We start from the raw sequence: 24,595 nt of genomic DNA on the forward strand, positions 1-24,595 counted from the left end.
TCAGTCGCTGAAACACGAACACACAAATCTGCGCGTCCCCAATCCCATCATCACCATCAAGAGAGACCGTTCAACAGATCATGCGGGCACCGCCGAAAATGGGTGAAACCGTCGCAATTTCAGGCGATTAGATAATACCGGCGAGGTTTGGGCCCGTGTACCTGTGCGGAATTTCGCACAGCCCAAGGCTGTGGCGTGCGAATTCTCGCGCAATATTCAAGGCCGCCTATGCTTTTGGATAGGGGGCTATGCAAAAGACTTGTTCGCGATTCCAAAGTGCGGACGATATGTTAGTTGACAGCCTTTGTCCCTGCCCGTTGTCCGTTGGAGATTGCAATGACCGTGCCAATCCGTGCATCTGCCGTCCTCCTGGCCCTGGGTGTCGCCACCGGCAGCGCCGCCAACGGGACCTTGCCGATGCCCACCGACACGGTGATCCTGACCCTCAGCGGCAGCATCCAACACACCAATGTCGGTGATCTGGCGCATTTCGACCGGGACATGCTGGCCGGGCTGCCGCGCGTCGAATTCACCACCGAAACCATCTGGACCGAAGAAGCGACCACCTTCAGCGGCGTGCCCCTGCTGGCGGTGCTTAAACATGTGGGCGCACAGGGCAGCCACATCGTGGCCATCGCCATCAACGACTACAGCATGGAAATCCCGATGGAAGATCTGGGCGACTATCCGATCATCGCCGATCAGGTGAACGGGGCGCCCATGTCCGTGCGCGACAAGGGTCCGTTGTGGATCGTCTATCCCTATGATCAGGACGATTCCTTCCAGACAGAGGTGATCTATTCCCGCAGTGTCTGGCAGCTTGGGCATATCCGGGTTCTGCCCTGAGGGTGCGGGAGATGTTTGCGAAGGTCCCTTCGGGCGCGCGTACCGGTCTCAAGACCGGAGCCAAACCGCGCACCACCTTGTTGCACTATGCCACTTTCGTGGTGGCGATCGCGACGCTGGCCGGCATGGTCTGGTTCGTCGCCAGCGATTTCGCCGCCAAGGTCGAAAGCCTGGCCAAGGCGCGGTCGGACAACGTGCAATGGTCGCTGTCGCAGGTCGAAGTCGAATACCTGGTCTTTGACCATGCCCTGCGCGACGTCGGCGTCCATGGCATCGACGCCCTGCCCCAGTTGCGCCAGCATTTCGACATCCTCTACAGCCGCATCGACACCCTGCGCAGCAGCGACCTGTTCCGCGAGGTGCGCGAGCAGGCCGATTTCCAGCCCGCGCTGGCCGAGACGTGGGCCGCCATCACCGACGCCCTGCCCTATATCGACGGGCCGGACCAGATGCTGCTGGACAACCTTGACGCGTTGATCACGCGGTTCGATGCGATCCACGACGATGTGCGGATGCTGGGGCTGCATGGCATCTCGTTCTTTGCGGAACGGTCGGACGAACGGCGGGAAGGCATTGCCGAAACCCTGAACCGCGTGGCCGCGATCACGCTGGTGCTGGTTTTCATCCTGACCTTGCTGATCTTCATGCTGTGGCGGTTTTCGCGGGTGTTGCACAGCCATGCGGAGGATGCCCGCCTGTCCGCCGACCGCATCTCGGCGGTGGTCACCACGGCGCTGGATGCGGTGGTGGTGTCGGACCGCAGCGGCGTTATCCAGGAATTCAACGGCGGCGCGGAGGACATCTTCGGCTATACCCGCGACGAGGTTCTGGGCCGCACCATCGAGGACGTGATGGTGCCCCCGCACCTGCGCAAGGCCCATGCCGAGGGGTTCCACCACTATGTCACCACCGGCGAGCGCCGGGTCATCGGGCGCGGGCGCATCAAGCTGGAAGCGCGGCGCAAGAACGGCAGCACCTTCCCGGTGGAACTGTCGGTCTCGGCCACCCGGCAGCAGGATGGCGCCGAGATCTTCGTGGCCTTCCTGCGCGACATCACCGGGCGGGTCGCCACCGAACAGGCGCTGCGGCAGGCGCGCGACAAGGCCATGGCGGGCGAACGCGCCAAGGCCGAACTGCTGGCCGTCATGAGCCACGAGATGCGCACGCCGCTGAACGGCATGCTGGGCACTCTGGAATTGCTGGGCGAGACCGATCTGTCCGCACGTCAGAAGAAATACCTGTCGGTCGCCAACCGCTCGGGCCAGTTGCTGCTGCATCACGTCAATGACGTGCTGGACGTGGCGCGGCTGGAATCGGGAAAGATGGGCATCGACCGGCGCGTGGTGGATCTGTCGGATCTGGTGCGCGACGTGGTCGAAGGCCAACAGACCGTGGCCGAGGCCGCAGGCAACGCCATAGAGGTCTCGCTGCTGCCGCCGGGAAAATCGCTGGTGGTGAGCGATCCGGTGCGCCTGCGCCAGATCCTGCTGAACCTTGTGGGCAACGCGGTGAAATTCACCCGCAACGGCATGATCCATATTTCGGTCGATCGGCTGGGCTATGACGACATGGTGGAAATCAGCGTGTCGGACACCGGGATCGGAATCGCACCCGAGGACATCGAGCGGGTGTTCAGCGATTTCGTCACCCTCGACGCCACCTATGACCGGCAGAACACCGGCACCGGGCTGGGTCTGGGCATCGCGCGGCGCATGGCCCGCGCCATGAACGGCGATATCGGGGTCGAGAGCGAACCCGGCGAAGGCAGCCTGTTCTGGATCCGGATCCCGATGCCCCCGGCACCCGTCGGCGCCACTGCCGAGGTGGATGTTCTTGCGCCGGTGGTGCCACTGCTGCCCGAGGCCACGACCCCGGCGGAGCGGGGTCAGGCACCCTTGCGGATACTGGTGGTGGAAGACAATGAAATCAACCGGTTAGTGGTGCGCGAGATGCTGGAAACCGCTGGGCATTCGGTGACCGAGGCCAAGGACGGCCTGGAAGGCGCTGACGCGGCGCGGGACCACAGCTTCGACCTTATCCTGATGGACATCTCGATGCCGCATATGGACGGGATCGAGGCCACCCGGCTGATCCGCGCCCGCGACGGCGCCTCCTCCGGCGCGCCCATCGTGGCGCTGACCGCCCATGCCATGCTGGAGGAAATCTCGCGCTTCAAGGCCGCGGGCATGGATCACAGCCTGACCAAGCCGATCACGCGCGAGGCGCTGCAAATCGCCCTGAACCTGGCGCGCGGCAAACCGGCCAGCCCAGACGAACCCGCGCAATCCGCACCCGACGCAGACACGCCCGTGGACCAGTCCCGGCTGGACACCATGGCGCAAGAGGTCGGGGCGGATCGTCTGGCCAAGCTGGTCGACGCTTTCCTCGCCGAGGCCGACAGAACCGTGGACGGCCTGACCGCCGCGCCGCAGGCTGCTTCCGACGACCATGCGCTACTGGCGACACTGCACCATCTGGCCGGCTCGGCGGCGGTGTTCGGCGCCCGCGACCTGCACGACTGGCTGGCCGAGATGGAACGACTGGGCAAATCCGGCCAGACCGGCCAGATGCACGACCGCCTGCCCGAGATCGCGGCGATCTGGGCGCGGACACGAAGCCGGTATTCGGATATGCAGACCGCCGACAGCCGGAAATGACACTGGTCAGCCACCCGTCGCGGACGCCGCCTTCCTACTGCCGCTGCGCCCCCGGCCCCAAGCAACTTGAAATTGTTTGCAGAACACGTCGAATTACCTGAATGTCAGGGCAAGACCCCGATCCTTCGGGTGACATGGAGCGTGAATTTTGGAAGTACTCATTGCCGACGATCATGATCTTGTGCGCGAAACTCTTGCGGCCTTTTTGACCGGACAGGGCGGGATCGAGGTGGAAACCGTCGAAAACCTTGATCTGGCCTGCGAGCGGATCAAGGCAAACGGCAGTTTCGACCTGGTACTGCTGGACTACACCATGCCCGGCATGAACGGCCTTGAGGGGCTGCACCGCGCCATGGATATGAACGACGGCAAGCCGGTGGCGATCATGTCCGGCACCGCGCCCAAATCCGTGGCGCAAGAGGCGCTGGATGCGGGCGCCGTCGGCTTTCTGCCCAAGACCCTGCCCGCCAAATCGCTGGTCAACGCCATCCGCTTCATGGCGGCGGGGGAGACCTATGTGCCCGTGGCCTTCATGACTGCCGAGGAAGAGGTCGAGGTCAACCCCATCGCCAAGAAGCTGAGCGAACGCGAGATGCAGGTCCTCAGCGGCCTGTGCCGGGGCATGTCGAACAAGGAAATCGCGCGCGAATTGGACCTGCAGGAGGTCACCATCAAGCTTCACGTCAAGACGCTGACCAACAAGCTGGAAGCGCGCAACCGCACCCATGCGGCGATGATCGCCAAGGAAGCCGGGCTGTTCTAAGCGCGCACCCGCCTTGTTCCCGCGCCGCAGCATTGCCATATACCGCAGCAGCAACTTCGGAGGCGGCATGAGCGACAATGAATTCCCCGGCTGGCATGGCACCACCATCATCGGCGTCCGCAAGGGCGGCAAGGTGGTGATCGCCGGCGACGGGCAGGTATCCCTGGGCAACACGGTCATCAAGGGCACGGCGCGCAAGGTCCGGCGGCTCAGCCCCGGCGGCTTCGACGTGGTGGCGGGCTTTGCAGGCTCGACCGCCGACGCCTTCACGCTGCTGGAACGCCTTGAGACCAAGCTGGAAGCCACCCCCGGCCAACTGGCCCGCGCCAGCGTCGAACTGGCCAAGGACTGGCGCACCGACAAGTACCTGCAAAAGCTGGAAGCGATGCTGATCGTCACCGATGGCAAGGAGCTTCTGGTCATCACCGGGGCCGGCGACGTACTGGAGCCGGAACATGACGTGACCGCCATCGGCTCGGGCGGGAACTATGCGCTGGCGGCGGCGCGCGGGTTGATGGAGTCGGATCTGGACGCCGAAGAGGTCGCCCGCAAGGCCATGGCCATCGCCGCCGATATCTGCGTGTTCACCAATGGCAACCTGACGGTCGAAACCATCGGCTAGACCCGGACCGGGGTTTCGCCGCGCCGGGCACTGGCCGCGAACCCCGCCGCCAGGATCACCGTGTTCACCAGAAAGATCAGTGAATACAGCGGCATCTGGCGATCCATCGGCACGCCGGCGTCGATCAGCGCGCCGGTGACCACCGGGCCGATGGCGCTGCCCAGCACCATGGCCGAGGCTGCTCCGGCGCGGATCGACCCCATGTGACGGGTGCCGTAGAACTCGGCCCAGAAAGCGCTGGCCACGGTCATGAAACCGCCCATGGTCGCGGCCATCAGCATCAGGCCCACCGCCGCCAGTCCCAGCCCCGTACCGAGCCCCAGCACCGCGAAGCCCACTGCCATCGGCAATTGAAACAGCGTCATCAGGCGGCGCGCGCCCAGACGGTCGATCAGGATGCCCGACCCGATGACGGCGCTGACCGACACCAGCGTCGCCAGCGGGAACAGCGTCACAAGTTGCGCATGGGCCAGCCCCTTGGCCTGCGCCAGATGCACCTGATGGAAGTAGAAGGCGGTCATGAAGATTGCCGGGCTCATGACGCTGGGCAAGGCGCACCAGAACAGCGGATGACGCAGCGCCTGCGCGCGGGTCCAGTGCCGCCCGGCCATGCCCGGCGCATGGGTGGCGTCCGACAGGCTTTGCGGAATGCGTTCGCGTCGCAACAATACCAACAGCACCGGGATCGCCAGAAGCGCCAGCACGGCGGCCAGTCCCCACAACATGCGCCACGACATCATCGGCTTCAGCGCCACGAACCCCACCGGCAGCAGCGCCTCGGCGGCGGCAACCCCCAGCGTGGCAAAGGCCAGCGCCTTGCCCCGGTTCGACGCAAACCACCGCGCCATGGCGATACTGGCCAGATTGGTGGACATGCCCTGACCGAAGAACCGCAGCCCCAGGATGACGATCACCAGCATCGCCGGAGACGCCACCGTCGCCATCCCCAGACAGGACGCCGCCATGCCCAGCACGATCAGCGCCCCAAGGCTGCGCACCCGCATCCGGTCGGCCCAGCCCCCGGCCCAGATCATCGCCAGCGCCGACAGCAGCGTGCCGGCACTGTAAAGCGCGCCCCAACCGGCATGACTGAGCCCGAATTCCGCCTGCAACTCCGCCGCGAAGACCGCGATGAAAAAGGTCTGGCCATAGCCCGACCCGAACGCGATCAGAAACCCGGCGCTGAGCCAAGGGGCGTTGGACCGCAGGAAGCGGGGATCGGGGATTTGCATGGTCGGGACTCGGGTTTGGGGGCAGGCGTGCGGTCAGACTATCTGGCCTGACCGCCGCTGCAAAGACCCGCCCGCCTACAACACGTAGCGGCTGAGGTCGGCGGATCTTGCCAGATCGCCCAGATGCTTCTCGACGAAGGCGGCGTTGATCTCGACCTGATCGCCGGAACGGTCCGGCGCGGTGAAGCTGAGATCTTCGAACACCCGTTCCAGGATGGTATAGAGCCGCCTTGCGCCGATGTTTTCAACGCTCTGGTTGACCTCGGCGGCAATGCGCGCCAGCGCGGCGATGCCGTCTTCGGTGAATTCGACGACAACTTCCTCGGTGGCCATCAGCGCCCGGTATTGCAAGGTCAGGGCGTTGTCGGTTTCGGTCAGGATGCGCACGAAATCGCCTTCGGTCAGCGCCCGCAACTCGACCCGGATCGGCAGACGGCCCTGAAGTTCGGGCAGCAGGTCCGAGGGTTTGGCGATGTGGAAGGCGCCCGAGGCGATGAACAGGATGTGATCGGTTTTCACGGTCCCGTGCTTGGTGGATACGGTGGTGCCTTCGATCAGGGGCAGCAGGTCGCGCTGCACGCCTTCGCGGCTGACATCGCCGCCGCGCACGTCCTGCCGGGCGCAGACCTTGTCGATCTCGTCCAGAAACACGATGCCGTTTTCCTGCACCGATTCCAGCGCGGCCTTGGTGACCACCTCGTCATCCAGCAGCTTGTCGGCCTCTTCCGAGATCAGTACCTCGTAACTGTCGCCCACGGTCAGCTTGCGTTTCACCGTGCGCCCGCCGAAAGCCTTGCCGAAGATGTCGCCAATGTTCATCATTCCCGCGCCGCCCATGCCGGGCTGACCGGGAATATCCATCATCGGGAAGGGGCTTGAGGTATCGGTGACCTCCAGCTCGATCTCATGACCGTCCAGATCGCCACGGTGCAGTTTTTCACGGAACTTTTCGCGGGTTCCTTCCCGGGCATCCTTGCCGGCGATGGCCTCAATCACCCGATCCTCGGCGGCCTGTTGCGCCTTGGCCTTCACGTCCTCGCGCATCTGTTCGCGGGTCTGGATGATGGCTGCATCCACCAGATCGCGGATGATCTGTTCCACATCACGGCCCACATAGCCGACCTCGGTGAATTTGGTGGCCTCGACCTTCAGGAAGGGCGCCCTGGCCAGTTTCGCCAGCCGCCGCGAGATCTCGGTCTTGCCGACGCCGGTCGGGCCGATCATCAGGATGTTCTTGGGATAAACCTCGTCGCGCAGGTCATCGGGCAGTTGCTTGCGGCGCCAGCGGTTGCGCAGGGCAACGGCGACGGCGCGCTTGGCATCGGCCTGGCCGATGATGAAACGGTCAAGCTCGGAAACGATCTCGCGCGGGGTCAGGGTGGTCATGGTCCGTCCTTTCGTTGCAGGCGATGTATGGTGCCTGCGGCCCGGTGCCAAGGGGCGCGTGGCAATCAGCGCTGCCGCTTGAGATAGACGTAATAGGCGCCGTCGCCGCCGTGGCGCAGATGCGCGGGCATCACCTGCAGCACCATCGCCGACAGGTTCTGCCCATGCAGCCAATGCGGCACCTGATGGCGCAGCACGCCGCGCGGCACCGGCATGGCATAGCCTTCGTCGCGATCCTTGCCCTTGCCGGTGATGATCAGGACCAGGCGGCGATGCTTGTGATAACTCTCTGCAATGAAACGCAAAAGGGCAGGGTGCGCCTGCGCCAGTGTCATCCCGTGCAGGTCCAGACGGCCCTCGGGACGCAACTTGCCGCGCCGGATCTTGCCCATGGTGCGGGCGTCCACGCGGCTTGGCATGTGCTTGAGATGTTCGGCGATGCCCGGCGCGGGCGTGTGCTGAACCGGGGCGGACGCCGGGGCGCGGCTGCCGATGCGAAAGGCGGGCAGGTCGGGGGCAAGGCTGGCCGTGGGCGCCGGGGCGGGCGCTTTCTGGACACGGGGGTCGGGCATCGGCGTGGCCGAACCCAGAAGATCACCCAGATTGGCCTTTTCCGGCTTCAGGGGCGCAATGCTTTGCGCCACCTGCGACCAGAGTTCGCGATCTTCATCCGTCAGCGAGGAACGGCGGCGACGGCGGGCCATGGCAGAACGCTCCCAACCGGTACGGGATCATTCGCCGGTGGCGACGAGCTGCCAGTTGGGATCGTCGGTGCCCATGACGCGGGCAAAGGTCCAGACATCGCGCTGGCGCTTGATCTCGTTCGGGTCGCCTTCGACGATCTCGCCCGACAGGTTGCGCACCACCGAGGTCAACTCGCCAACAAACCGCACCGTCAGTTCCCCTTCCGAGGTCGCCGGGTCGAAGGCGGCGGTCACCAGCTTGACCTCGCGCACGCCGACGAAACTGGCGTCGATGGACAGGCCCTGTTCTTCCCGCGCGGCGATCACCTCGGCAAAGCTTTCACGCACGTCGTCGGCCAGAAACGGCTCGATCTCGGAAATGTCGCCCTTTTCGAACGCCATCAGGATCATTTCATAGGCACCTCGTGCGCCTTGCAGGAACTCGCCCACCAGGAAGCTGCCGTCGACCCGCTTCATCTCGGCCAGCGCTTGCGCGGCCGGGCTGTCGGGGTCCACATGATCGACGATGTCGTGGTCCGGTCCGCCTTCGATCACTTCAAGATCGGGCCGCGACCTGTCATCGGACTTGGCGCCCGCAGACGTCAGGGGGGGTTTTTCGAAACCCTCACGGGTACCCAACACGCCTTTGAGCCGCAGGACCAGGAATACGGCGATCCCGGCAAGCACGAGGAGTTGGATAATTGACGAGCTCATGGAGACCTCTCAGGGCAATGGGATAGCAGAACGGGCATGAGTTTCTTATGTAGGTGACAGCATATCACAAGTCCACCAACTGGCCGGACGCAAAAACGCGAGAATTCACATGTGGCTACTGTTCGCCTTCATCGCCATCCCCCTGATCGAGATCGGTCTGTTCATCCAGGTCGGCGGCTGGCTGGGTCTGTGGCCCACGCTGGCGATCGTCGTCGGCACCGCCATTGCCGGCACGGCGCTGGTGCGTAGCCAGGGTCTGGCCGCGCTGGGGCAGATCCAACGCTCGTTCGAAGAGATGGCCGATCCCACCGGCCCGCTGGCGCATGGGGCGATGATCCTGCTGTCCGGAGTGTTGCTGCTGACACCGGGGTTTTTCACCGATGCGGTGGGCTTTGCGCTGCTGGTGCCGGCGGTGCGCGAGCGCGTGTTCACCTACCTGCGCAGCCGGGTGAAAGTAACGTCGTTTTCCACCGGCCCGGCGCAGAACAGCGGCCCCATGTCGCGGGGCAGGCCCGGTGACGGGGTGATCGACGGCGAATTCTACGAGGTCGACCCCGACGAGATCGAACCGCGCCCCGGCACCCGGCCGTCAAAGTGGACGCAAGACTGACCCTGCCCCGTGCCGCGCAATGCTTGTGACGCCGGGGCCTAGCTGATACGCCCACGGCAAATTGACTTCTATCTTCGGAGAAAACGATGAACGATGACGCCCCCGCACCCAACGGTGCTGCCCAGCAGACACCGGTCAAGATGCAGGTCCTGGCCCAGTACATCCGGGACATGTCCTTTGAGAACATCGTGGCCCAGAAAGGCATCAACGGCGATGTGAAGCCGGACGTGCAAGTACAGGTCAACCTGGACGCCAAGAAACGCCCGGTGGACAACCAGTACGAAGTGCTGACCAAATTCACTGTCACCTCGAAAAACAAGGAAGACCAGTCGGTTTTGTTCGCGCTAGAGCTGGAATACGGCGGTGTTTTCCACATCGAAGGCGTGCCCGATCAGCAGCTGCACCCCTTCCTGCTGATCGAATGCCCGCGGATGCTGTTCCCCTATGTCCGTCGCATCGTGTCGGACGTGACCCGTGACGGCGGCTTCCCGCCGCTGAACCTGGACAACGTCGATTTCGTGGCGATCTACCGTCAGGAACTGGCGCGCCGCGCCCAGGCTGAAGCCGCCGAGGCCGCGCCCGCCGTGCCGCAGGCCTGACCTAGCCCTTTGTCTCGGCGGCGGGCAGGTACCGCCGCCAGACCGCATCGTCGCCCAGGGCCTCGATGAACACCTCATGCGCCTGCGCCTCGGCCTCCGTCAGGCGTGCGGGCAGCGGGTTGGGCCGCGGACGCGGACGCCAGTCTTCGCCGCCGCGCTGATCCGCACCGCCGCCCCGGTTCTGCGCCAGCATGAACCCCGGCTGACGCCCCCCGATCAACTCCAGATAGACCTCGGCCAGAATTTCGCTGTCCAGAAGTGCGCCGTGCTTTTCGCGCGCCGAATTGTCGATGCCAAAACGGCGGCACAGCGCATCCAGCGAGGCGGGCGAGCCCGGAAACTTCTTGCGCGCGATGGCCAGCGTGTCCAGTGCCTGCGACATGGGCAGGGTACGCAACCCGGCCCAGCCCAGCTCGGCATTCAGGAATTTCATGTCGAACGAGGCGTTATGGATGACCAGCGTGGCGTCCTGCACGAAGTCGAGGAACTCCTGCCCGACCCGTTCGAACACCGGCTTGTCTGCCAGGAATTCTTCGCTGATTCCATGCACTTCGAATGCATCCTTGGGCATGCCGCGTTTCGGGTTGATGTATTGGTGATAGACCCGGCCGGTGGGCATGTGGTTGAGCAGTTCGACGCCGCCGATCTCGACCAGGCGGTGACCTTCGGAGGGCTCGAAGCCTGTGGTTTCGGTGTCCAGAACGATCTCACGCATGGCTTTGCCCAATCTCCTGCAATATCCGGTCCACATCCGCCTGTGTCTGCGCAAAGCTAGTGGAACGAATAATGTAATCCGCCCGCGCGCGCTTGTCTGCATCGGGCATCTGTTTTGCCAGAATGGATTCGAACTGCGCCTCGGTCATGGTGCCGCGCGCCAGCACGCGGTCGCGCTGCACCTGCGCAGGGGCAGACACCACGGCCACTGCATCCATCTGGGCCTCGGTACCATTTTCGAACAACAGCGGAATGTCGAAGACGGTGACCGGTGCGGTACTTCGCGCGGCAAAGTCATCGCGGTCGGCGGCCACGAGCGGATGCACGACCTGTTCGATACGGGCCAGCGCGCTGGGGTCCGCGTCGATCCACGCCTTCAGCGCCGGGCGAGAAACCGCACCATCCACCACCGCCTCGGGATGCAGGGCCGCCAGTGGCGCCACCGCCGCGCCACCGGGCGCGTACAGCCGATGCACCGCCGCATCGGCATCCCAGACATCGCAACCCGCGTCTGCGAACATCTTCGCCGCCGTCGACTTTCCCATGCCGATCGAACCGGTCAGCCCCAGCCGAAACGCGCTCACGGTGCCAAGACCACGTCCCGCAGGGCCGCATCCACCGCCGGCGAGGTTCCGAACCAGGCGTTGAACCCCGGAACCGCCTGATGCAGCAGCATCCCCAGCCCATCGACGGTTTCCAGACCCTGCTTGCGCGCCTCGATCAAAAACGGCGTGTCCAGAGGTACATAGACGATGTCGGTCGCCAGCGCGCCCTTGGCCGCCCCGGCCAGTGACAGGGTGAAGGGCGGTTGGCCCTCCATCCCCAGCGAGGTCGTGTTGACCAGCGTATTGGCCCCCTCGGCGGCGATCTCGGCCCGATCCCAGGCGATGACCGTGACCTTATCTCCGAAATGTTCGGCCAGCGCCTCGGCCCGTTCCCGCGTGCGATTGGTCAGCCGGATCTCGGGCACCCCGGCTGTCAGCAGCCCGTCGATGACCCCGCGCGCCGCGCCGCCGGCACCAAAGACCGCCGCTGGTCCGGCATCGGGCTGCCAGTCGGGCGCGTTCTGCTTCAGGTTGGCGATAAAGCCGTAACCATCGGTGTTGTCGGCATGGATCTTGCCGTCCTTGAACACCAGCGTATTGGCCGCGCCCACACGTGCCGCCCGGTCGCTGACCTCATCGGCGAGGGCCAGCACCGCCTCCTTGTGGGGAATGGTGACATTGCAGCCGACGAACCCCGCCTTTGGCAGGCTGTGCAGCACGGTCTCCAGGTCCTCGGGCGCCACGTTCATCGGGATGTAATGCCCCTTTATACCGAGGAAGTTCAGCCAATAGCCGTGCACGCGCGGGGATTTGGAATGCCAGATCGGCCAGCCGATGACGCCCGCCAGGGGGATAGGGTCCGCACTCATCCTTCGATATCTCCTCGCAGGGTCAGGGTGTTCAGAAGCTCCAGCAGCGGCAGCCCGAGAACGTTGAAATAGTCGCCCTGGATCCTGGAAAACAACCGCACGCCTTCTTCTTCCAGCTTGTAACCGCCGACCGAATCACCCAGCCCCGGCCAGTTGCGATCCAGGTAGCCCGCAAGGTAGGCATCGGAAAACTCGCGCATGGTCAGCCGAACCATGCCGACATGCCGCCAGATCGGCTGATTGTCGCGCACCAAAACCGCCGCCGAGAGCAGCCGGTGGGTCTTGCCGCGCAACTGGAGGAGTTGTTCGGCCGCTGCTTCGCGGTCGGCGGGCTTACCAAGAGCGCGGCCGTCAAAGTCCAGCACCTGATCGCAACCCAGCACCAGCGCGCCGGGTCGTTTATCGCTGATCTTGCGCGCCTTCATTTCCGCCAGAAGATCGGCAATGTCGCGAGGAGGGGCGCCTTCGGCTTCCATCGACGCGCGGATCGCGTCTTCGTCCAGCCGGGGCTTTTCAACCTCGAAGTCCAGTCCTGCCGCGGTCAGCATCGCCTGACGCGTCGCCGAACCGGAAGCCAGTACAAATTTCTGCATCTTGTGGATAACTCTGTGTGGGACTCTGCGGAGGGGCGGTGCACGACGTCGGGACGAACCGGGACAGTTTCGGCAACCTCTCGCGCGGGGGGGATAAAGTCAAATCCGCACCCAGGTTCGTCCCCGGTAGACAAGTTTTCCCATGCTGGTAGGTCAGCTTTAGTGACTCAAGGGGTATCCGCAAACTTATCCACAGGTTGTGTTTCAGCTTCGTCTGGCAAGTATCTGTTTTAAAATGTATTTTAGTTACTTTCCGGACATTCGATGTGTCAGGGGCAGAATCTACCCACATGGAACAATCCTGTTGATAAATCCTTAATCCCCAATATCCCCTGTACTACCTACAACATCATCTTTTCTTTTCTCTTTCTTTATTGTTTTGAAGTGCTGCCAACCAAGGGAGCAAACATGTCCGATCTGCTTGTCAACCTGTACCCGTGGACAAAATCCTTGCATGTCATCTCGGTGATTGCCTGGATGGCAGGGCTTTTCTACATGCCCCGCCTTTTCGTCTATCATGTAGAGCGGGTGGCTGCGGCCGGGCCGGAGACGGAAGAAATCTTCGAAACCATGGAACGCAAGCTTCTGCGCTTCATCATGAACCCGGCAATGGTTGCCACATGGATCTTCGGGCTGGCGTTGGCGTTCACGCCCGGAATCGTCGACTGGGGCGCGGTCTGGCCCTACACGAAAGCGGCGGCCATCATTGCAATGACCTGGTTCCATCACTGGTGCGGATACCGTCGCAAGGACTTCCTGGCGGGAAAGAACACGCGCACAGGCCGCGATTTCCGGCTGATGAACGAGGTTCCGACGGTCCTGATGATCGTCATCGTCGTGTCGGTGATTGCCCGCCCGTTCTGACGTTGGCGCGGTTTCGTTGACTTCGAATTGCGAAAGTCTATATACCGCTTGTAACGGGCGTCCGTCCGTCATTTTCCGACTGCCGCAAGTTGAGCTGAACCGTGATCCCGGATCACGAGCGCCGGAGCGCATTGTATGAATATTGCAGTTTCCCAGGACCGGGTGAACCTCTCGGACCTCAAAGCAAAAAGCCCCACCGATCTGCTGGCGATGGCAGAGGAACTCGAAATCGAGAACGCCTCGACCATGCGCAAGGGCGAGATGATGTTCCAGATCCTGCGCGAACGCGCGGAGGAAGGCTGGGAAATCTCCGGTGACGGTGTTCTTGAAGTTCTGCAGGACGGCTTCGGCTTCCTGAGATCGCCCGAGGCCAACTATCTGCCGGGCCCCGATGACATCTACGTCTCTCCCGACATGATCCGCCAATGGTCCCTGCGCACCGGCGACACCATCGAAGGGGTGATCCAGTCGCCACGGGACAACGAACGCTATTTCGCGCTGACCAAGGTCACGAAGATCAACTTCGAGGCGCCCGAACGCGCGCGTCACAAGATCGCCTTCGACAACCTGACGCCGCTGTACCCGGACGAGCGCCTGAACATGGAGATCGAGGATCCCACCATCAAGGATCGCTCCGCGCGTATCATCGACCTGGTGGCCCCGATCGGGAAGGGCCAGCGCTCGCTGATCGTGGCGCCGCCACGGACCGGTAAGACGGTTCTGTTGCAGAACATCGCCGCGTCGATCGCCCGCAACCACCCCGAGTGCTATCTGATCGTCCTGCTGATCGACGAACGCCCGGAAGAGGTGACCGACATGCAACGCTCGGTGAAGGGCGAGGTTGTCTCCTCGACTTTTGACGAACCGGCCTCGCGCCACGTCGGCGTGTCCGAGATGGTCATCGAGAAGGCCAAGCGTCTGGTCGAGCACAAGCGCGACGTGGTCATCCTGTTGGACTCGATCACCCGCCTGGGCCGGGCCTACAACACCACTGTGCCGTCCTCAGGCAAGGTGCTGACCGGCGGTGTGGATGCCAATGCCCTGCAACGTCCCAAGCGCTTCTTCGGCGCCGCACGGAACATCGAGGAGGGCGGGTCGCTGACCATCATCGCGACCGCGCTGATCGATACCGGCTCGCGTATGGACGAGGTCATTTTCGAGGAATTCAAGGGCACCGGTAACTCGGAAATTGTTCTTGACAGGAAAGTCGCCGACAAGCGCGTCTTCCCGGCGATGGATATCCTCAAGTCCGGCACCCGGAAAGAGGATCTGCTGGTCGACAAGATCAACCTGCAGAAAACCTATGTCCTGCGCCGTATCCTGAACCCGATGGGCACCACCGATGCCATCGAGTTCCTGATCTCCAAACTGAAACAAACCAAGTCGAATTCAGAGTTCTTTGACTCCATGAACTCTTGATATTGTGTAGGTTTGCGCTATGGACACCATATATGCCCTTGCTACGGCACAGGGCAAAGCGGGTGTCGCGGTCGTCCGGGTTTCGGGGCCGCACGCCCTTGATGCGGTAAAGACCCTGTGCGGTCGCGTGCCGGACCCCCGGCGCGCGACGCTGTGCGACCTGCGCGATGCCGATGGCGGCCTGATCGATTCTGCCCTGATCCTGACCTTTTCCGAAGGTGCGTCGTTCACCGGGGAGATATCTGCCGAATTCCAGGTGCATGGCTCGCGCGCGACGGTTGCGGCCCTGTTGCACGCCCTTTCACAACTTCCGCATCTGCGTCTCGCCGAACCGGGAGAGTTCACCCGCCGTGCCCTGGAGAACGGACAGCTGGATCTCACCGAGGTCGAAGGTCTGGCCGATCTGATCGACGCCGAAACCGAAGCCCAGCGGAAACAGGCGCTGCGCGTTCTGTCCGGCGCCTTGGGGCGGAAGACAGAAAGCTGGCGACACGATTTGATCCGGGCCATGGCGCTTCTCGAGGTCACCATCGACTTTGCCGATGAAGAGGTCCCGGTGGATGTGACACCCGAGGTCACGCAGTTGTTGCGCCGGGTGACCGCCAGCCTGTCGCAGGAGATTTCCGGATTTCAGGCGGCCGAACGAATCCGAGACGGATTCGAGGTTGCCATCGTCGGCCCGCCCAACATCGGGAAGTCCACGCTTCTGAACACACTGGCGGGGCGAGATGCGGCGATCACGTCGGACATCGCCGGCACCACCCGGGACGTGATCGAAGTGCGCATGGATGTTGGGGGGCTACCCGTGACGTTCCTGGACACGGCGGGCTTGCGCGAAACCGAAGATGTGGTCGAAGGGCTGGGCATCGAACGCGCCGTCGCGCGCGCGAACCTGGCCGATCTTCGCATTGTACTCACAGATGGAGCGGTTCCCGTTGGCGTGACGATCACACAGGATGATTTGATCCTGCGGGGAAAGTCAGACCTTGCCGCCAGTACTAGGCCTGGGATTTCCGGAAAGACGGGGGAAGGGGTCACCGACCTGCTATCCCATGTGCAGGAGTGTTTGCAGGGTCGCGCCAGCACGGCCGGGCTGGCGGTGCAAGAACGCCACCGTCAAGCGATGACGCACGCGCGCACGGTTTTGGAATCAGCCCTTAATGCGCTAGAGATGGGCGACCGTCCAACCGAACTGGCCGTCGAGGATATCCGTCTTGCGGTTGCGACACTGGACGCTCTGGTCGGCCGTATTGATGTAGAAAATGTGCTGGATGAGATCTTCAGCAGCTTCTGTCTGGGAAAATGACAATGTTTCACGTGAAACATGACAGCTTCGACGTGGTGGTGGTTGGCGGTGGCCATGCAGGCTGTGAGGCTACCCATGCTGCCGCGCGCCTGGGTGTTCGTGTCGCTCTGGTCACGCTGGATACCAGCAAGATCGGCGTGATGTCCTGCAACCCGGCCATTGGCGGTCTCGGGAAAGGTCATCTTGTGCGCGAGATTGATGCCATGGATGGCATCATGAGTCCCGTGGCTGACAAGGCAGGGATCCAGTTCCGGCTCCTCAATCGTCGCAAGGGCCCGGCCGTACAGGGTCCACGGGCGCAGTCGGATCGCAAGATCTACCGTGACACCATGCAGCAGAGGCTCGCGGCGGTACCAAACCTGTCGGTCATTGGTGCAGAGGTCACGGATGTCGCCATCAACGACGGTAGAGTGTCAGGTATTGTGCTTGGGGATGGTTCGGTTCTGCCCACCAGGGCCGTTGTCATCACCACAGGCACATTCTTGCGCGGCGTCGTGCATATAGGCGATGTCTCATATCCTGCAGGGCGGATGGGGGAGGATCCTTCCAACAAGCTTGCAGCCCGGTTTTCGGACATGGGATTGCCTCTGGGCCGCCTAAAAACAGGAACTCCCCCCCGTCTGGATGGTCGGACAATCGATTGGGGGGTTCTCGAGGAGCAGCCGGGCGACGATCAACCGACCTATTTCTCATTTCTGACGACATCCACCACGACACGTCAGGTCAGTTGCGGGATTACCCATACCAACGCGCGCACGCATGAAATCATTCAGAAAAACCTCACTCGATCCGCGATGTATGGCGGCCATATCGAAGGAGTCGGCCCACGATATTGCCCGTCAATCGAGGACAAGGTCGTGCGTTTCGCGGACAAGGACAGTCACCAAGTGTTCCTGGAGCCAGAAGGGCTGGACGATCCGACCGTCTACCCGAATGGCATTTCGACATCCCTGCCAGAGGATGTTCAAGAGGCTTATGTGCGGTCGATTGTCGGCCTTGAGAACGTCCGGATCCTCCAGCCCGGATACGCGATCGAGTACGACTATGTCGACCCGCGGGCGCTGAACCTGAACCTGGAGTTGCGGGAACAACCGGGCCTCTATCTGGCTGGCCAGATCAACGGCACCACGGGATATGAAGAGGCCGCGGCGCAAGGTCTTGTGGCTGGGTTGAATGCCGCACGACATGCAGTGGGTGAGGGGGGCGTGACCTTTGAGCGTTCCAACTCCTATATCGGCGTAATGATTGACGATCTCACCACCCGAGGTGTGGCGGAGCCATATCGCATGTTCACATCGCGGGCGGAATTCCGGCTGTCCCTGCGGGCCGACAACGCGGATCAACGCCTGACCCCCGTGGGTCTGGAACTTGGTTGTGTTGGTGAGACCCGGAAGGCCGCATTCCATCAGAAGATGGAAGATCTGGCTGGGGGGCGCACCGCCCTGGAAGCAGAAAGCTGGACGCCACGCGAGATTCTGGCGGCAGGCATCAAGGTTGCTGCCGACGGCGGTCGCCGCACCAGTTGGGACCTGCTGTCCTTCCCGAACGCTTCTTTCACCAACATTCTTGCACTGAACCCGGCCCACGAAAGCCTCGACCCAGAGGTGCAAACCCAGTTGTGGCGCGATGCGCTCTATTCCAAGTATCTGGACCGGCAGGCCAGGGACGTCGCCTTGTTGAAGCGCGATGAAGCGGTGAAAATTCCGGCGGACTTTGACTTTGACGGAATTTCCGGCCTTTCGAACGAATTGAAGACAAAGCTTAACCGGACACGTCCAGCATCCGTGGCGCAAGCGGCGCGACTGGAAGGGATGACACCGGCAGCCCTGTCGTTGCTGCTGGTGCGATTGCGCCCGGCGCGTCAGGAGAAACGGGCGTGACGCACAGCCTTGCAGGCCTCGATGTTTCACGTGAAACACTGGAAAAGCTGTCCATCTACGCCGATCTGGTGCGAAAATGGACGCGCAAGATCAACCTGGTGTCTCAGAAATCTCTCGACCAACTCTGGGACCGTCATATCGTGGATTCCGCGCAGGTCTATGCGGCTGTGACGCCCAAGGGCGGTTCCTGGGTTGATTTGGGAAGCGGCGGCGGCTTTCCCGGTGCAGTTGTTGCTATTCTGGCGCAGGAACTGGCGCGGGATGTCACCCTGACCTGCATTGAAAGCGACCAACGTAAGGCCGCCTTCCTGCGCACTGTTTCACGTGAAACATCCACGCCCTTTTCGGTTCTGGATGCGCGCATCGAGGCCGTCCCACCCCAGAATGCCCAGTATCTGAGCGCGCGCGCTTTGGCGCCTCTTGCCGAACTGTTGGGGTTTGCGGAGCGGCACCTTGCACCGAAGGGGACCGCCATCTTCCCCAAAGGCGCGCGCCATGCAGAAGAACTGTCTGAGGCCCGAAAGCACTGGCAGTTCGAGGTGCAAGAGATTACCAGTTTGACTGACGCCCAAGCAGTTTTGTTCAAGATCGGAGCCCCGAGACGTGTCTGAGTTCTCCACACCGCGCATTATCGCAATTGCCAATCAGAAGGGCGGGGTCGGCAAGACCACCACGACCATCAACCTTGCCTCGGCCCTTGAAAAGCGGGGATTTTCCAGCCTCGTTATTGATATCGACCCCCAGGGCAATGCCTCCACAGGTCTGGGCGTTGAGATGGGTGCGCGGGGAAAAAGCACCTACGACCTTCTGATCGACGGCGCGCCGTTGGGAGAGGTTCTGTGTGCAACGTCGATCGACAATATCCTGATCGCCCCGGCCACGACCGACCTCAGCTCCGCGGATATCGAGCTTGTCGCCAACGAGCGCCGCAGTTTCATCCTGCGGGATATCCTTCGAAGCCCGGTGATGGCCGAACTTGGTGTGGACTATGTCCTGATTGACTGCCCGCCGTCGCTGAACCTGTTGACCGTCAACGCCATGGTGGCCTCGGATTCCATCCTGATCCCACTGCAAAGCGAGTTTTTCGCGCTGGAAGGCCTGTCGCAGCTGATGCTGACCATCCGGGAGGTGCGCCAGACCGCAAACCCCGATCTGCGCATCGAGGGCGTGCTGCTGACGATGCACGATCAGCGTAATCGTCTGGCACAGCAGGTCGAGATCGACGCACGCGAAACCCTGGGCGAACTGGTGTTCAAGACCATCGTGCCGCGCAACGTGCGGGTGAGCGAAGCGCCGTCCCATGCGGTGCCGGTTCTGGACTATGATCCGAATTCGAAGGGCGCGATTGCATATGGGGACTTGGCAGACGAGCTTCTTGCGCGCTATCACAGCATATCGGCATAAAACAATAAGGCAGGGCTAGATATGGGTGGAGAGAAACGCGGATTGGGCCGAGGCCTGTCTGCCTTGATGGCGGATGTGGCTCCGATAGAGGCCAATGAGAGCGTCGCGCCGCGCGGCGAACTGGTGGTTCCCATCGAAGATATCGCACCGAACCCGGATCAGCCGCGGCGTCGGTTCGGGGATCAGGATCTGACCGACTTGGCCAACTCGATCCGCGAGAAGGGCGTGATCCAGCCCCTGATCGTGCGGAAATGGCCGAACGGGGATGCTAAGTATCAGATCGTCGCGGGGGAACGTCGCTGGCGTGCTTCGCAAATGGCGCAGTTGCACGAGCTTCCGGTTCTGGTGCGGGACTTCTCGGACACCGAGGTTCTGGAAGTGGCGATCATCGAAAACATCCAGCGGGCCGATCTGAACCCGGTGGAAGAGGCCGCCGGCTATCGCCAGTTGATGGACAAGTTTGGCCACACGCAGGAAAAGATGGCAGAGGCTTTGGGCAAGAGCCGGAGCCACATCGCCAACCTTCTGCGACTGCTGAACTTGCCCGCCGAAGTGCAGGCGTTCCTGGTTGATGGGCGGCTTTCGGCGGGACATGCCCGTGCGCTGATCACCACCGAAGACCCCGTGGCTCTGGCCCGCAAGGTGGTCGAGAAGGGGCTGTCGGTGCGCGATACGGAACGGCTGGCCAAGGCGGAATCCGAGCCCAAGCCGCCGCGCAAGGCGCGCGTGGTTGATGACGAGAAGGACGCGGACACGCGGGTTCTGGAACAGGATCTGTCGGCCAACCTGGGTATGAAGGTGCAGATCGCCCACAAGCCGGAAAAAGAGACAGGATCACTGACCATCAGCTACAAGTCTCTGGATCAACTGGATGAATTGTGCCGGATGCTCAGCCTTACACCGTCGGGCGCGTCCATATAAAGATCAGCACGGCACAGAGAACGAGGGCCTGGATCATCAGGATCTGGGCCCGAACCCCCAGAAGGACAGACAGCCCGAAGGCCACGGCGATCGACACCGTGGCCAGTTTCTTGGCGTTGCGATGAATGGCGCCCTTGGTGTGCCAGTCGCGGATGTGCTCGCCATAGACCGGATGCATCACCAGCCAGTTGTGCAGGCGCGGCGAGGATTTTCCAAAGCAGAACGCGGCCAGGATCATCAGCGGCACGGTGGGCAGCAGCGGCAGGAAGATGCCCAATGTGCCCGTTCCCACGGCCAGAAAGCCTGTCATCAACCAGAGCACGCGCATGGGTCAGTCCATCAGCAGTTCGCGCAACACGCCGTTCAGAACCCGGCGTCCGGCTTGGGTCGCACGCAGGCGCGATCCGGTCAATGCAACAAGCCCCAACTCTTGCAGATGTGACAGGCGCGCGGCGTCGGGGGCAAGGTCCAGACGGGCGAGCCGGGACAGGTCGCTGCCTTCGGACAGGCGCAGGCTCATCATCAGGTATTCGGCGGCCTGATCTGCGGCGGGCAGGGTGCTGCGCAGGGTTTCGCCGGTGCCGCGCTGTTCCACTGCTTGCAGCCACGCGCCGGGGGCGAGATGGGTTTCGCTGGCCATGCGGCCTTCGGGCGTGGTGACCCGACCGTGCGCGCCGGGACCGATGCCGATGTAGTCGCCATAGCGCCAGTAGATCAGGTTGTGTCGGCTTTCCGATCCGGGCGCGGCGTGGTTCGACACCTCGTAGGCGGGCATCCCATGCGCCGTGCAGATCTCTTGCGTCAGGTCATACAGGTCCGCCGACAGGTCATCGTCGGGCAAGTCGCGCAGCTTGCCGCGCGCGTAGCGGTCGCCGAAAGCCGTGCCGGGTTCGATCGTCAATTGGTAGGCCGAGAGGTGATCGACGGCCATGGACAGGGCTTCGGTCAGTTCCGCTGACCAGCCTTCGCGGGTTTGTCCCTGACGGGCATAGATCATGTCGAAACTGACGCGATCAAATTCTTTCCGCGCAATATCAAAGGCTTGACGTGCTTCCGCCACGCTGTGCATCCGACCGAGGCGGCGCAGGTCATCGTCGCGCAGCGATTGTACCCCCATCGACACCCGTGTGATCCCGCCTTGCCGGAAGGCGCGGAACTTCCCGGCCTCGACCGAGGTTGGATTGGCCTCCAGCGTGATTTCGGGATCGTTCGCCATGGGCCACAGGCGGCGCACCTCGTCCAGAATGGCGGCGACCGTGCCGGGGTCCATCAGGCTGGGGGTGCCACCGCCGAAGAACACCGTGTTCAGCACCCGACCATGCGTTTCGCGCGCCGCGCGCCGCAGTTCCGCCAGATAGGCCTTGCGCCAGCGGGTGTGGTCGATGGTGGCCGCGACATGGGAATTGAAGTCGCAATAGGGGCATTTGGCGGCGCAGAACGGCCAGTGGATATAAAGGCCGAACCCGCCGGCCTCCCAGTCTGGGCGCTCAGTCAAGCAGGCCCGCTTTCATCTTGGCGAAAGCATCGGCGCGGTGGCTCATGGAGTGTTTCTTTGCCTGATCCATTTCGCCAAAGGTTTCGGTCTCGCCATCGGGCAGGAAGATCGGATCGAAGCCGAAGCCCTGTTCGCCGCGCATGGGCCAGACCAGCCGCCCCGAGGCACGGCCTTCGAACAGCAGGTCGCTGCCATCCGGCCATGCCACGCACAGCGTGCAGCAGAAATGCGCGGTCCGGGGTTCCGGTGCGCCATTCTCCTCCAGCAGATCCCAGACCTTTTTCATGGCCATCGGAAAATCGCGCCCCTCGGGCGTTTCGGCCCAATCGGCGGTATAGACCCCCGGCGCGCCGTCCAGGGCATCGACCATGATGCCGCTGTCGTCCGACAGGGCCGGCAGGCCCGCCGCCTTGGCCGCCGCATGTGCCTTGATGCGCGCGTTGCCGGCGAACGTGTCCTCGGTTTCCTCGGGTTCGTCGAAGCCAAGCTCTTTCACCGACACGACCTCGATCCCGTAGGGCGCCATCAGCGCCCCGATCTCGCGGATCTTGCCCGCGTTGTGGCTGGCGATGACCAGCTTTTCGCCGATCCTGCCGGTCATGCGGTGGCAGCCTTCTGGGCGGCGACCAGTTCGGACACGCCCGCGTCGGCCAGATCCAGCAACTCACCCATCTGGGCACGGGTGAAGGCGGCGCCTTCGGCGGACATCTGCACCTCGACCAGCTTGCCGGACCCGGTGATGACGAAATTGCCATCGACGCCCGCGTCGCTGTCTTCGGGATAGTCCAGATCCAGCACCGGCTGACCGGCGTAGATGCCGCAGGAGACCGCCGCGATGGGATCGATCAGCGGATCCGAGATCACGTCGCCGGCCTTCATCAGCTTGTTGACCGCAAGGCGCAACGCGACCCAGCCGCCGGTGATTGCAGCACAGCGGGTGCCGCCATCGGCCTGGATCACGTCGCAGTCGATGGTGATCTGGCGTTCGCCCAGGGCGACGCGGTCCAGCCCGGCGCGCAAGCTGCGCCCGATCAGGCGCTGGATTTCCTGGGTGCGGCCCGACTGGCCGTTCTTGGCCTCGCGCCGCATCCGGCTGTGGGTAGCACGCGGCAGCATCCCGTATTCGGCGGTGACCCAGCCAAGGCCCGAGTTCTTCAGAAACGGCGGCACCCGCTCTTCCAGCGAAGCGGTGCAGAGCACATGGGTGTCGCCCATGCGGATCAGGCAAGAGCCCTCGGCGTGGCGGGTGACATCGGTTTCGATGGACACGGGGCGAAGTTCGTTGAGTTTACGGCCGGACGGGCGCATGACATTTCCTTGCGTTGGGATGCCGAACCCTTATCTTCGCAAGGCGGTGTGGTTCAAGCCTGCAAGGGCTGTGCGCGTGAGAACGGGACAAACGGGATGACCGACAGCAGCAAGGTACTGCAAGATCTGAACGACCGCTCCCGCGAGGTGTTCCGGCGGGTGGTCGAAGGCTATCTGTCCAGCGGCGATCCGGTGGGCTCGCGCACGCTGACTCGCTCCATGTCGGAAAAGGTCAGCGCGGCGACGATCCGCAACGTGATGCAGGACCTGGAATACCTCGGACTGCTGGGCAGTCCGCATATCTCGGCAGGCCGCGTGCCCACCGAGAAGGGCCTGCGCATGTTCGTGGACGGGTTTCTGGAAGTGGACCAGATGACCCTGCAGGATCGCGAGATGATCGACGCCACCGTAAAACGCTCGGACGGCGATGTGGGGGCGATTCTGGATGGCATCGGCTCGGCCCTGTCCGGGGTGACCCATGGCGCCAGCCTGGTTCTGACGCCCAAGCACGAAGCACCGATCAAGCATATCGAGTTCGTCAGCCTTGCCGCCGACCGGGCGCTGGTGGTGCTGGTCTTTGCCGATGGCCATGTGGAAAACCGGGTGTTCACGCCGCCGCCGGGGCAGACGCCCTCGTCCATGCGCGAGGCGGCGAATTTCCTGAACGCATTGGCCGAGGGCCGCACCGTCAGCGAATTGCGCCGGGTCATGGAAAGCGAGATCAAGCGCCGCCGTCAGGAGATCGACAAGCTGGCCCGCGACCTTGTGGAAAGCGGGCTGGCGGTCTGGGACGAGCAGGGCGAGGGCGCCGAACGTCTGATCGTGCGGGGCCGCGCCAACCTGCTGGAAAGCCAGGACGCCGTCGACCTGGAACGCATCCGGAGCCTGTTCGACGACCTGGAGCGCAAACGCGATATTGCCGAGTTCCTGGACCTGACTGAAACCGGCGAGGGTGTGCGCATTTTTATCGGCTCGGAGAACAAGCTTTTTTCACTTTCGGGTTCCTCTCTGGTCGTCAGTCCCTATATGAACGCGGATCGAAAGATTATCGGCGCCGTGGGCGTGATCGGGCCGACACGTCTGAACTATGGGCGGGTCGTGCCGATCGTGGATTACACGGCGCAACTGGTCGGCAGGATGATCTCCGACCGGAGTTGAGAAGGAG

At 63.0% G+C, this 24,595-nt stretch carries 26 protein-coding genes; 14 read left to right on the plus strand and 12 right to left on the minus strand.

What is annotated here, in order from left to right:
- Window positions 1-336 precede the first annotated feature (336 nt).
- The 4 genes from AB0T83_RS15590 (at window position 337) to hslV (ending at window position 4,888) form a co-directional block, all read left to right on the plus strand.
- A complete protein-coding gene (locus tag AB0T83_RS15590) occupies window positions 337-846 on the plus strand; it encodes a putative pterin-binding protein (protein WP_366194143.1) in 510 nt (169 codons plus the stop codon).
- A gap of 11 nt (window positions 847-857) precedes the next feature.
- Window positions 858-3,503: a hybrid sensor histidine kinase/response regulator gene (locus tag AB0T83_RS15595; protein WP_366194144.1), complete on the plus strand. Its 2,646-nt coding sequence runs from the start codon at window positions 858-860 to the stop codon at window positions 3,501-3,503.
- Window positions 3,504-3,651: 148 nt separating this feature from the next.
- Window positions 3,652-4,266 (plus strand): response regulator, encoded by a 615-nt coding sequence (locus AB0T83_RS15600; protein WP_366194145.1) that lies wholly within the window; start codon window positions 3,652-3,654, stop codon window positions 4,264-4,266.
- A 67-nt stretch (window positions 4,267-4,333) separates the two neighbouring features.
- Window positions 4,334-4,888, plus strand: coding sequence for an ATP-dependent protease subunit HslV (hslV, locus tag AB0T83_RS15605; RefSeq protein WP_366194146.1), 555 nt, complete (start codon window positions 4,334-4,336; stop codon window positions 4,886-4,888).
- Here hslV and AB0T83_RS15610 read toward each other — a convergent pair.
- From AB0T83_RS15610 to AB0T83_RS15625, 4 genes are all read right to left on the minus strand, one after another.
- Window positions 4,885-6,120: an MFS transporter gene (locus AB0T83_RS15610; protein WP_366194147.1), complete on the minus strand. Its 1,236-nt coding sequence runs from the start codon at window positions 6,118-6,120 to the stop codon at window positions 4,885-4,887. The genes hslV and AB0T83_RS15610 overlap by 4 nt on opposite strands.
- 75 nt (window positions 6,121-6,195) lie before the next feature.
- Window positions 6,196-7,506 (minus strand): ATP-dependent protease ATPase subunit HslU, encoded by a 1,311-nt coding sequence (gene hslU / locus AB0T83_RS15615; RefSeq protein WP_366194148.1) that lies wholly within the window; start codon window positions 7,504-7,506, stop codon window positions 6,196-6,198.
- A gap of 65 nt (window positions 7,507-7,571) precedes the next feature.
- A complete protein-coding gene (locus tag AB0T83_RS15620; protein ID WP_366194149.1) occupies window positions 7,572-8,210 on the minus strand; it encodes a Smr/MutS family protein in 639 nt (212 codons plus the stop codon).
- Between the two features lie 27 nt (window positions 8,211-8,237).
- The gene (locus AB0T83_RS15625; protein ID WP_366194150.1) at window positions 8,238-8,903 is read right to left on the minus strand and encodes a Tim44/TimA family putative adaptor protein; all 666 of its coding nucleotides are present in this window, start codon (window positions 8,901-8,903) and stop codon (window positions 8,238-8,240) included.
- Window positions 8,904-9,012: 109 nt separating this feature from the next.
- On the opposite strand from AB0T83_RS15625, the gene AB0T83_RS15630 reads away from it, so the two are divergent.
- A complete protein-coding gene (locus tag AB0T83_RS15630) occupies window positions 9,013-9,513 on the plus strand; it encodes an FxsA family protein (RefSeq protein WP_366194151.1) in 501 nt (166 codons plus the stop codon).
- An 86-nt stretch (window positions 9,514-9,599) separates the two neighbouring features.
- A complete protein-coding gene (gene secB, locus AB0T83_RS15635) occupies window positions 9,600-10,112 on the plus strand; it encodes a protein-export chaperone SecB (protein ID WP_366194152.1) in 513 nt (170 codons plus the stop codon).
- Window position 10,113: 1 nt separating this feature from the next.
- On the opposite strand, the gene dnaQ is transcribed toward secB, so the two are convergent.
- The 4 genes from dnaQ to AB0T83_RS15655 are packed head-to-tail and all read right to left on the minus strand — an operon-like array spanning window position 10,114 to window position 12,833.
- A complete protein-coding gene (gene dnaQ, locus AB0T83_RS15640; protein WP_366194153.1) occupies window positions 10,114-10,827 on the minus strand; it encodes a DNA polymerase III subunit epsilon in 714 nt (237 codons plus the stop codon).
- Window positions 10,820-11,371, minus strand: coding sequence for a dephospho-CoA kinase (coaE, locus tag AB0T83_RS15645; RefSeq protein ID WP_435891183.1), 552 nt, complete (start codon window positions 11,369-11,371; stop codon window positions 10,820-10,822). The genes dnaQ and coaE overlap by 8 nt, the downstream gene beginning before the upstream one ends.
- Window positions 11,372-11,406: 35 nt before the next feature.
- Complete coding sequence (locus tag AB0T83_RS15650; protein ID WP_366194155.1) at window positions 11,407-12,240, minus strand: shikimate dehydrogenase; 834 nt, start codon at window positions 12,238-12,240, stop codon at window positions 11,407-11,409.
- Window positions 12,237-12,833, minus strand: coding sequence for a Maf family protein (locus AB0T83_RS15655; RefSeq protein WP_366194156.1), 597 nt, complete (start codon window positions 12,831-12,833; stop codon window positions 12,237-12,239). The genes AB0T83_RS15650 and AB0T83_RS15655 overlap by 4 nt, the downstream gene beginning before the upstream one ends.
- A gap of 408 nt (window positions 12,834-13,241) precedes the next feature.
- On the opposite strand from AB0T83_RS15655, the gene hemJ reads away from it, so the two are divergent.
- The 7 genes from hemJ to AB0T83_RS15690 all read left to right on the plus strand — a co-directional run bounded on the left by hemJ (window position 13,242) and on the right by AB0T83_RS15690 (window position 20,627).
- On the plus strand, window positions 13,242-13,697 hold the full coding sequence (hemJ, locus tag AB0T83_RS15660) for a protoporphyrinogen oxidase HemJ (RefSeq protein WP_366194199.1): 456 nt from the start codon (window positions 13,242-13,244) through the stop codon (window positions 13,695-13,697).
- Between the two features lie 135 nt (window positions 13,698-13,832).
- The gene (gene rho / locus AB0T83_RS15665) at window positions 13,833-15,116 is read left to right on the plus strand and encodes a transcription termination factor Rho (RefSeq protein WP_366194157.1); all 1,284 of its coding nucleotides are present in this window, start codon (window positions 13,833-13,835) and stop codon (window positions 15,114-15,116) included.
- A 19-nt stretch (window positions 15,117-15,135) separates the two neighbouring features.
- Complete coding sequence (mnmE, locus tag AB0T83_RS15670; RefSeq protein WP_366194158.1) at window positions 15,136-16,422, plus strand: tRNA uridine-5-carboxymethylaminomethyl(34) synthesis GTPase MnmE; 1,287 nt, start codon at window positions 15,136-15,138, stop codon at window positions 16,420-16,422.
- A gap of 2 nt (window positions 16,423-16,424) precedes the next feature.
- Entirely contained in the window at window positions 16,425-18,302 is a 1,878-nt protein-coding gene (gene mnmG, locus AB0T83_RS15675; RefSeq protein ID WP_366194159.1) for a tRNA uridine-5-carboxymethylaminomethyl(34) synthesis enzyme MnmG, read from the plus strand.
- Complete coding sequence (rsmG, locus tag AB0T83_RS15680) at window positions 18,299-18,913, plus strand: 16S rRNA (guanine(527)-N(7))-methyltransferase RsmG (protein ID WP_366194160.1); 615 nt, start codon at window positions 18,299-18,301, stop codon at window positions 18,911-18,913. Before mnmG ends, rsmG begins: the two co-directional genes overlap by 4 nt.
- Window positions 18,906-19,706 (plus strand): ParA family protein, encoded by an 801-nt coding sequence (locus tag AB0T83_RS15685; RefSeq protein WP_366194161.1) that lies wholly within the window; start codon window positions 18,906-18,908, stop codon window positions 19,704-19,706. Before rsmG ends, AB0T83_RS15685 begins: the two co-directional genes overlap by 8 nt.
- 66 nt (window positions 19,707-19,772) lie before the next feature.
- Complete coding sequence (locus AB0T83_RS15690) at window positions 19,773-20,627, plus strand: ParB/RepB/Spo0J family partition protein (RefSeq protein WP_366194162.1); 855 nt, start codon at window positions 19,773-19,775, stop codon at window positions 20,625-20,627.
- Here AB0T83_RS15690 and AB0T83_RS15695 read toward each other — a convergent pair.
- From AB0T83_RS15695 to rph, 4 genes are read right to left on the minus strand one after another with little or no spacing between them, the layout of a single operon-like run.
- Window positions 20,602-20,955, minus strand: coding sequence for a YbaN family protein (locus tag AB0T83_RS15695; protein ID WP_366194163.1), 354 nt, complete (start codon window positions 20,953-20,955; stop codon window positions 20,602-20,604). The two genes, AB0T83_RS15690 and AB0T83_RS15695, sit on opposite strands and share 26 nt — an antisense overlap.
- A 3-nt stretch (window positions 20,956-20,958) precedes the next feature.
- Window positions 20,959-22,122, minus strand: coding sequence for a radical SAM family heme chaperone HemW (gene hemW, locus AB0T83_RS15700; RefSeq protein WP_366194164.1), 1,164 nt, complete (start codon window positions 22,120-22,122; stop codon window positions 20,959-20,961).
- Window positions 22,115-22,723 (minus strand): RdgB/HAM1 family non-canonical purine NTP pyrophosphatase, encoded by a 609-nt coding sequence (gene rdgB, locus AB0T83_RS15705; protein WP_366194165.1) that lies wholly within the window; start codon window positions 22,721-22,723, stop codon window positions 22,115-22,117. Before rdgB ends, hemW begins: the two co-directional genes overlap by 8 nt.
- A complete protein-coding gene (gene rph, locus AB0T83_RS15710; protein WP_366194166.1) occupies window positions 22,720-23,430 on the minus strand; it encodes a ribonuclease PH in 711 nt (236 codons plus the stop codon). The genes rdgB and rph overlap by 4 nt, the downstream gene beginning before the upstream one ends.
- A gap of 96 nt (window positions 23,431-23,526) precedes the next feature.
- On the opposite strand from rph, the gene hrcA reads away from it, so the two are divergent.
- Complete coding sequence (hrcA, locus tag AB0T83_RS15715; protein ID WP_366194167.1) at window positions 23,527-24,588, plus strand: heat-inducible transcriptional repressor HrcA; 1,062 nt, start codon at window positions 23,527-23,529, stop codon at window positions 24,586-24,588.
- Window positions 24,589-24,595 lie beyond the last annotated feature (7 nt).

It is taken from the genome of Meridianimarinicoccus marinus (assembly GCF_040689105.1).
In the GTDB taxonomy this organism is placed as follows: domain Bacteria; phylum Pseudomonadota; class Alphaproteobacteria; order Rhodobacterales; family Rhodobacteraceae; genus Meridianimarinicoccus; species Meridianimarinicoccus marinus.

What these genes read in the sequence shown, in the direction of transcription:
- AB0T83_RS15590 (WP_366194143.1), top strand. Translation starts at nt 337, where the DNA reads ATGACCGTGCCAATCCGTGCATCTGCCGTCCTCCTGGCCCTGGGTGTC.
- AB0T83_RS15595 (WP_366194144.1), top strand. Translation starts at nt 858, where the DNA reads ATGTTTGCGAAGGTCCCTTCGGGCGCGCGTACCGGTCTCAAGACCGGA.
- hslV (WP_366194146.1), top strand. Translation starts at nt 4,334, where the DNA reads ATGAGCGACAATGAATTCCCCGGCTGGCATGGCACCACCATCATCGGC.
- AB0T83_RS15610 (WP_366194147.1), bottom strand. Translation starts at nt 6,120, where the DNA reads ATGCAAATCCCCGATCCCCGCTTCCTGCGGTCCAACGCCCCTTGGCTC.
- hslU (WP_366194148.1), bottom strand. Translation starts at nt 7,506, where the DNA reads ATGACCACCCTGACCCCGCGCGAGATCGTTTCCGAGCTTGACCGTTTC.
- AB0T83_RS15620 (WP_366194149.1), bottom strand. Translation starts at nt 8,210, where the DNA reads ATGGCCCGCCGTCGCCGCCGTTCCTCGCTGACGGATGAAGATCGCGAA.
- AB0T83_RS15625 (WP_366194150.1), bottom strand. Translation starts at nt 8,903, where the DNA reads ATGAGCTCGTCAATTATCCAACTCCTCGTGCTTGCCGGGATCGCCGTA.
- AB0T83_RS15630 (WP_366194151.1), top strand. Translation starts at nt 9,013, where the DNA reads ATGTGGCTACTGTTCGCCTTCATCGCCATCCCCCTGATCGAGATCGGT.
- secB (WP_366194152.1), top strand. Translation starts at nt 9,600, where the DNA reads ATGAACGATGACGCCCCCGCACCCAACGGTGCTGCCCAGCAGACACCG.
- dnaQ (WP_366194153.1), bottom strand. Translation starts at nt 10,827, where the DNA reads ATGCGTGAGATCGTTCTGGACACCGAAACCACAGGCTTCGAGCCCTCC.
- coaE (WP_435891183.1), bottom strand. Translation starts at nt 11,371, where the DNA reads ATGGGAAAGTCGACGGCGGCGAAGATGTTCGCAGACGCGGGTTGCGAT.
- AB0T83_RS15650 (WP_366194155.1), bottom strand. Translation starts at nt 12,240, where the DNA reads ATGAGTGCGGACCCTATCCCCCTGGCGGGCGTCATCGGCTGGCCGATC.
- AB0T83_RS15655 (WP_366194156.1), bottom strand. Translation starts at nt 12,833, where the DNA reads ATGCAGAAATTTGTACTGGCTTCCGGTTCGGCGACGCGTCAGGCGATG.
- hemJ (WP_366194199.1), top strand. Translation starts at nt 13,242, where the DNA reads ATGTCCGATCTGCTTGTCAACCTGTACCCGTGGACAAAATCCTTGCAT.
- rho (WP_366194157.1), top strand. Translation starts at nt 13,833, where the DNA reads ATGAATATTGCAGTTTCCCAGGACCGGGTGAACCTCTCGGACCTCAAA.
- mnmE (WP_366194158.1), top strand. Translation starts at nt 15,136, where the DNA reads ATGGACACCATATATGCCCTTGCTACGGCACAGGGCAAAGCGGGTGTC.
- mnmG (WP_366194159.1), top strand. Translation starts at nt 16,425, where the DNA reads ATGTTTCACGTGAAACATGACAGCTTCGACGTGGTGGTGGTTGGCGGT.
- AB0T83_RS15690 (WP_366194162.1), top strand. Translation starts at nt 19,773, where the DNA reads ATGGCGGATGTGGCTCCGATAGAGGCCAATGAGAGCGTCGCGCCGCGC.
- AB0T83_RS15695 (WP_366194163.1), bottom strand. Translation starts at nt 20,955, where the DNA reads ATGCGCGTGCTCTGGTTGATGACAGGCTTTCTGGCCGTGGGAACGGGC.
- rdgB (WP_366194165.1), bottom strand. Translation starts at nt 22,723, where the DNA reads ATGACCGGCAGGATCGGCGAAAAGCTGGTCATCGCCAGCCACAACGCG.
- rph (WP_366194166.1), bottom strand. Translation starts at nt 23,430, where the DNA reads ATGCGCCCGTCCGGCCGTAAACTCAACGAACTTCGCCCCGTGTCCATC.
- hrcA (WP_366194167.1), top strand. Translation starts at nt 23,527, where the DNA reads ATGACCGACAGCAGCAAGGTACTGCAAGATCTGAACGACCGCTCCCGC.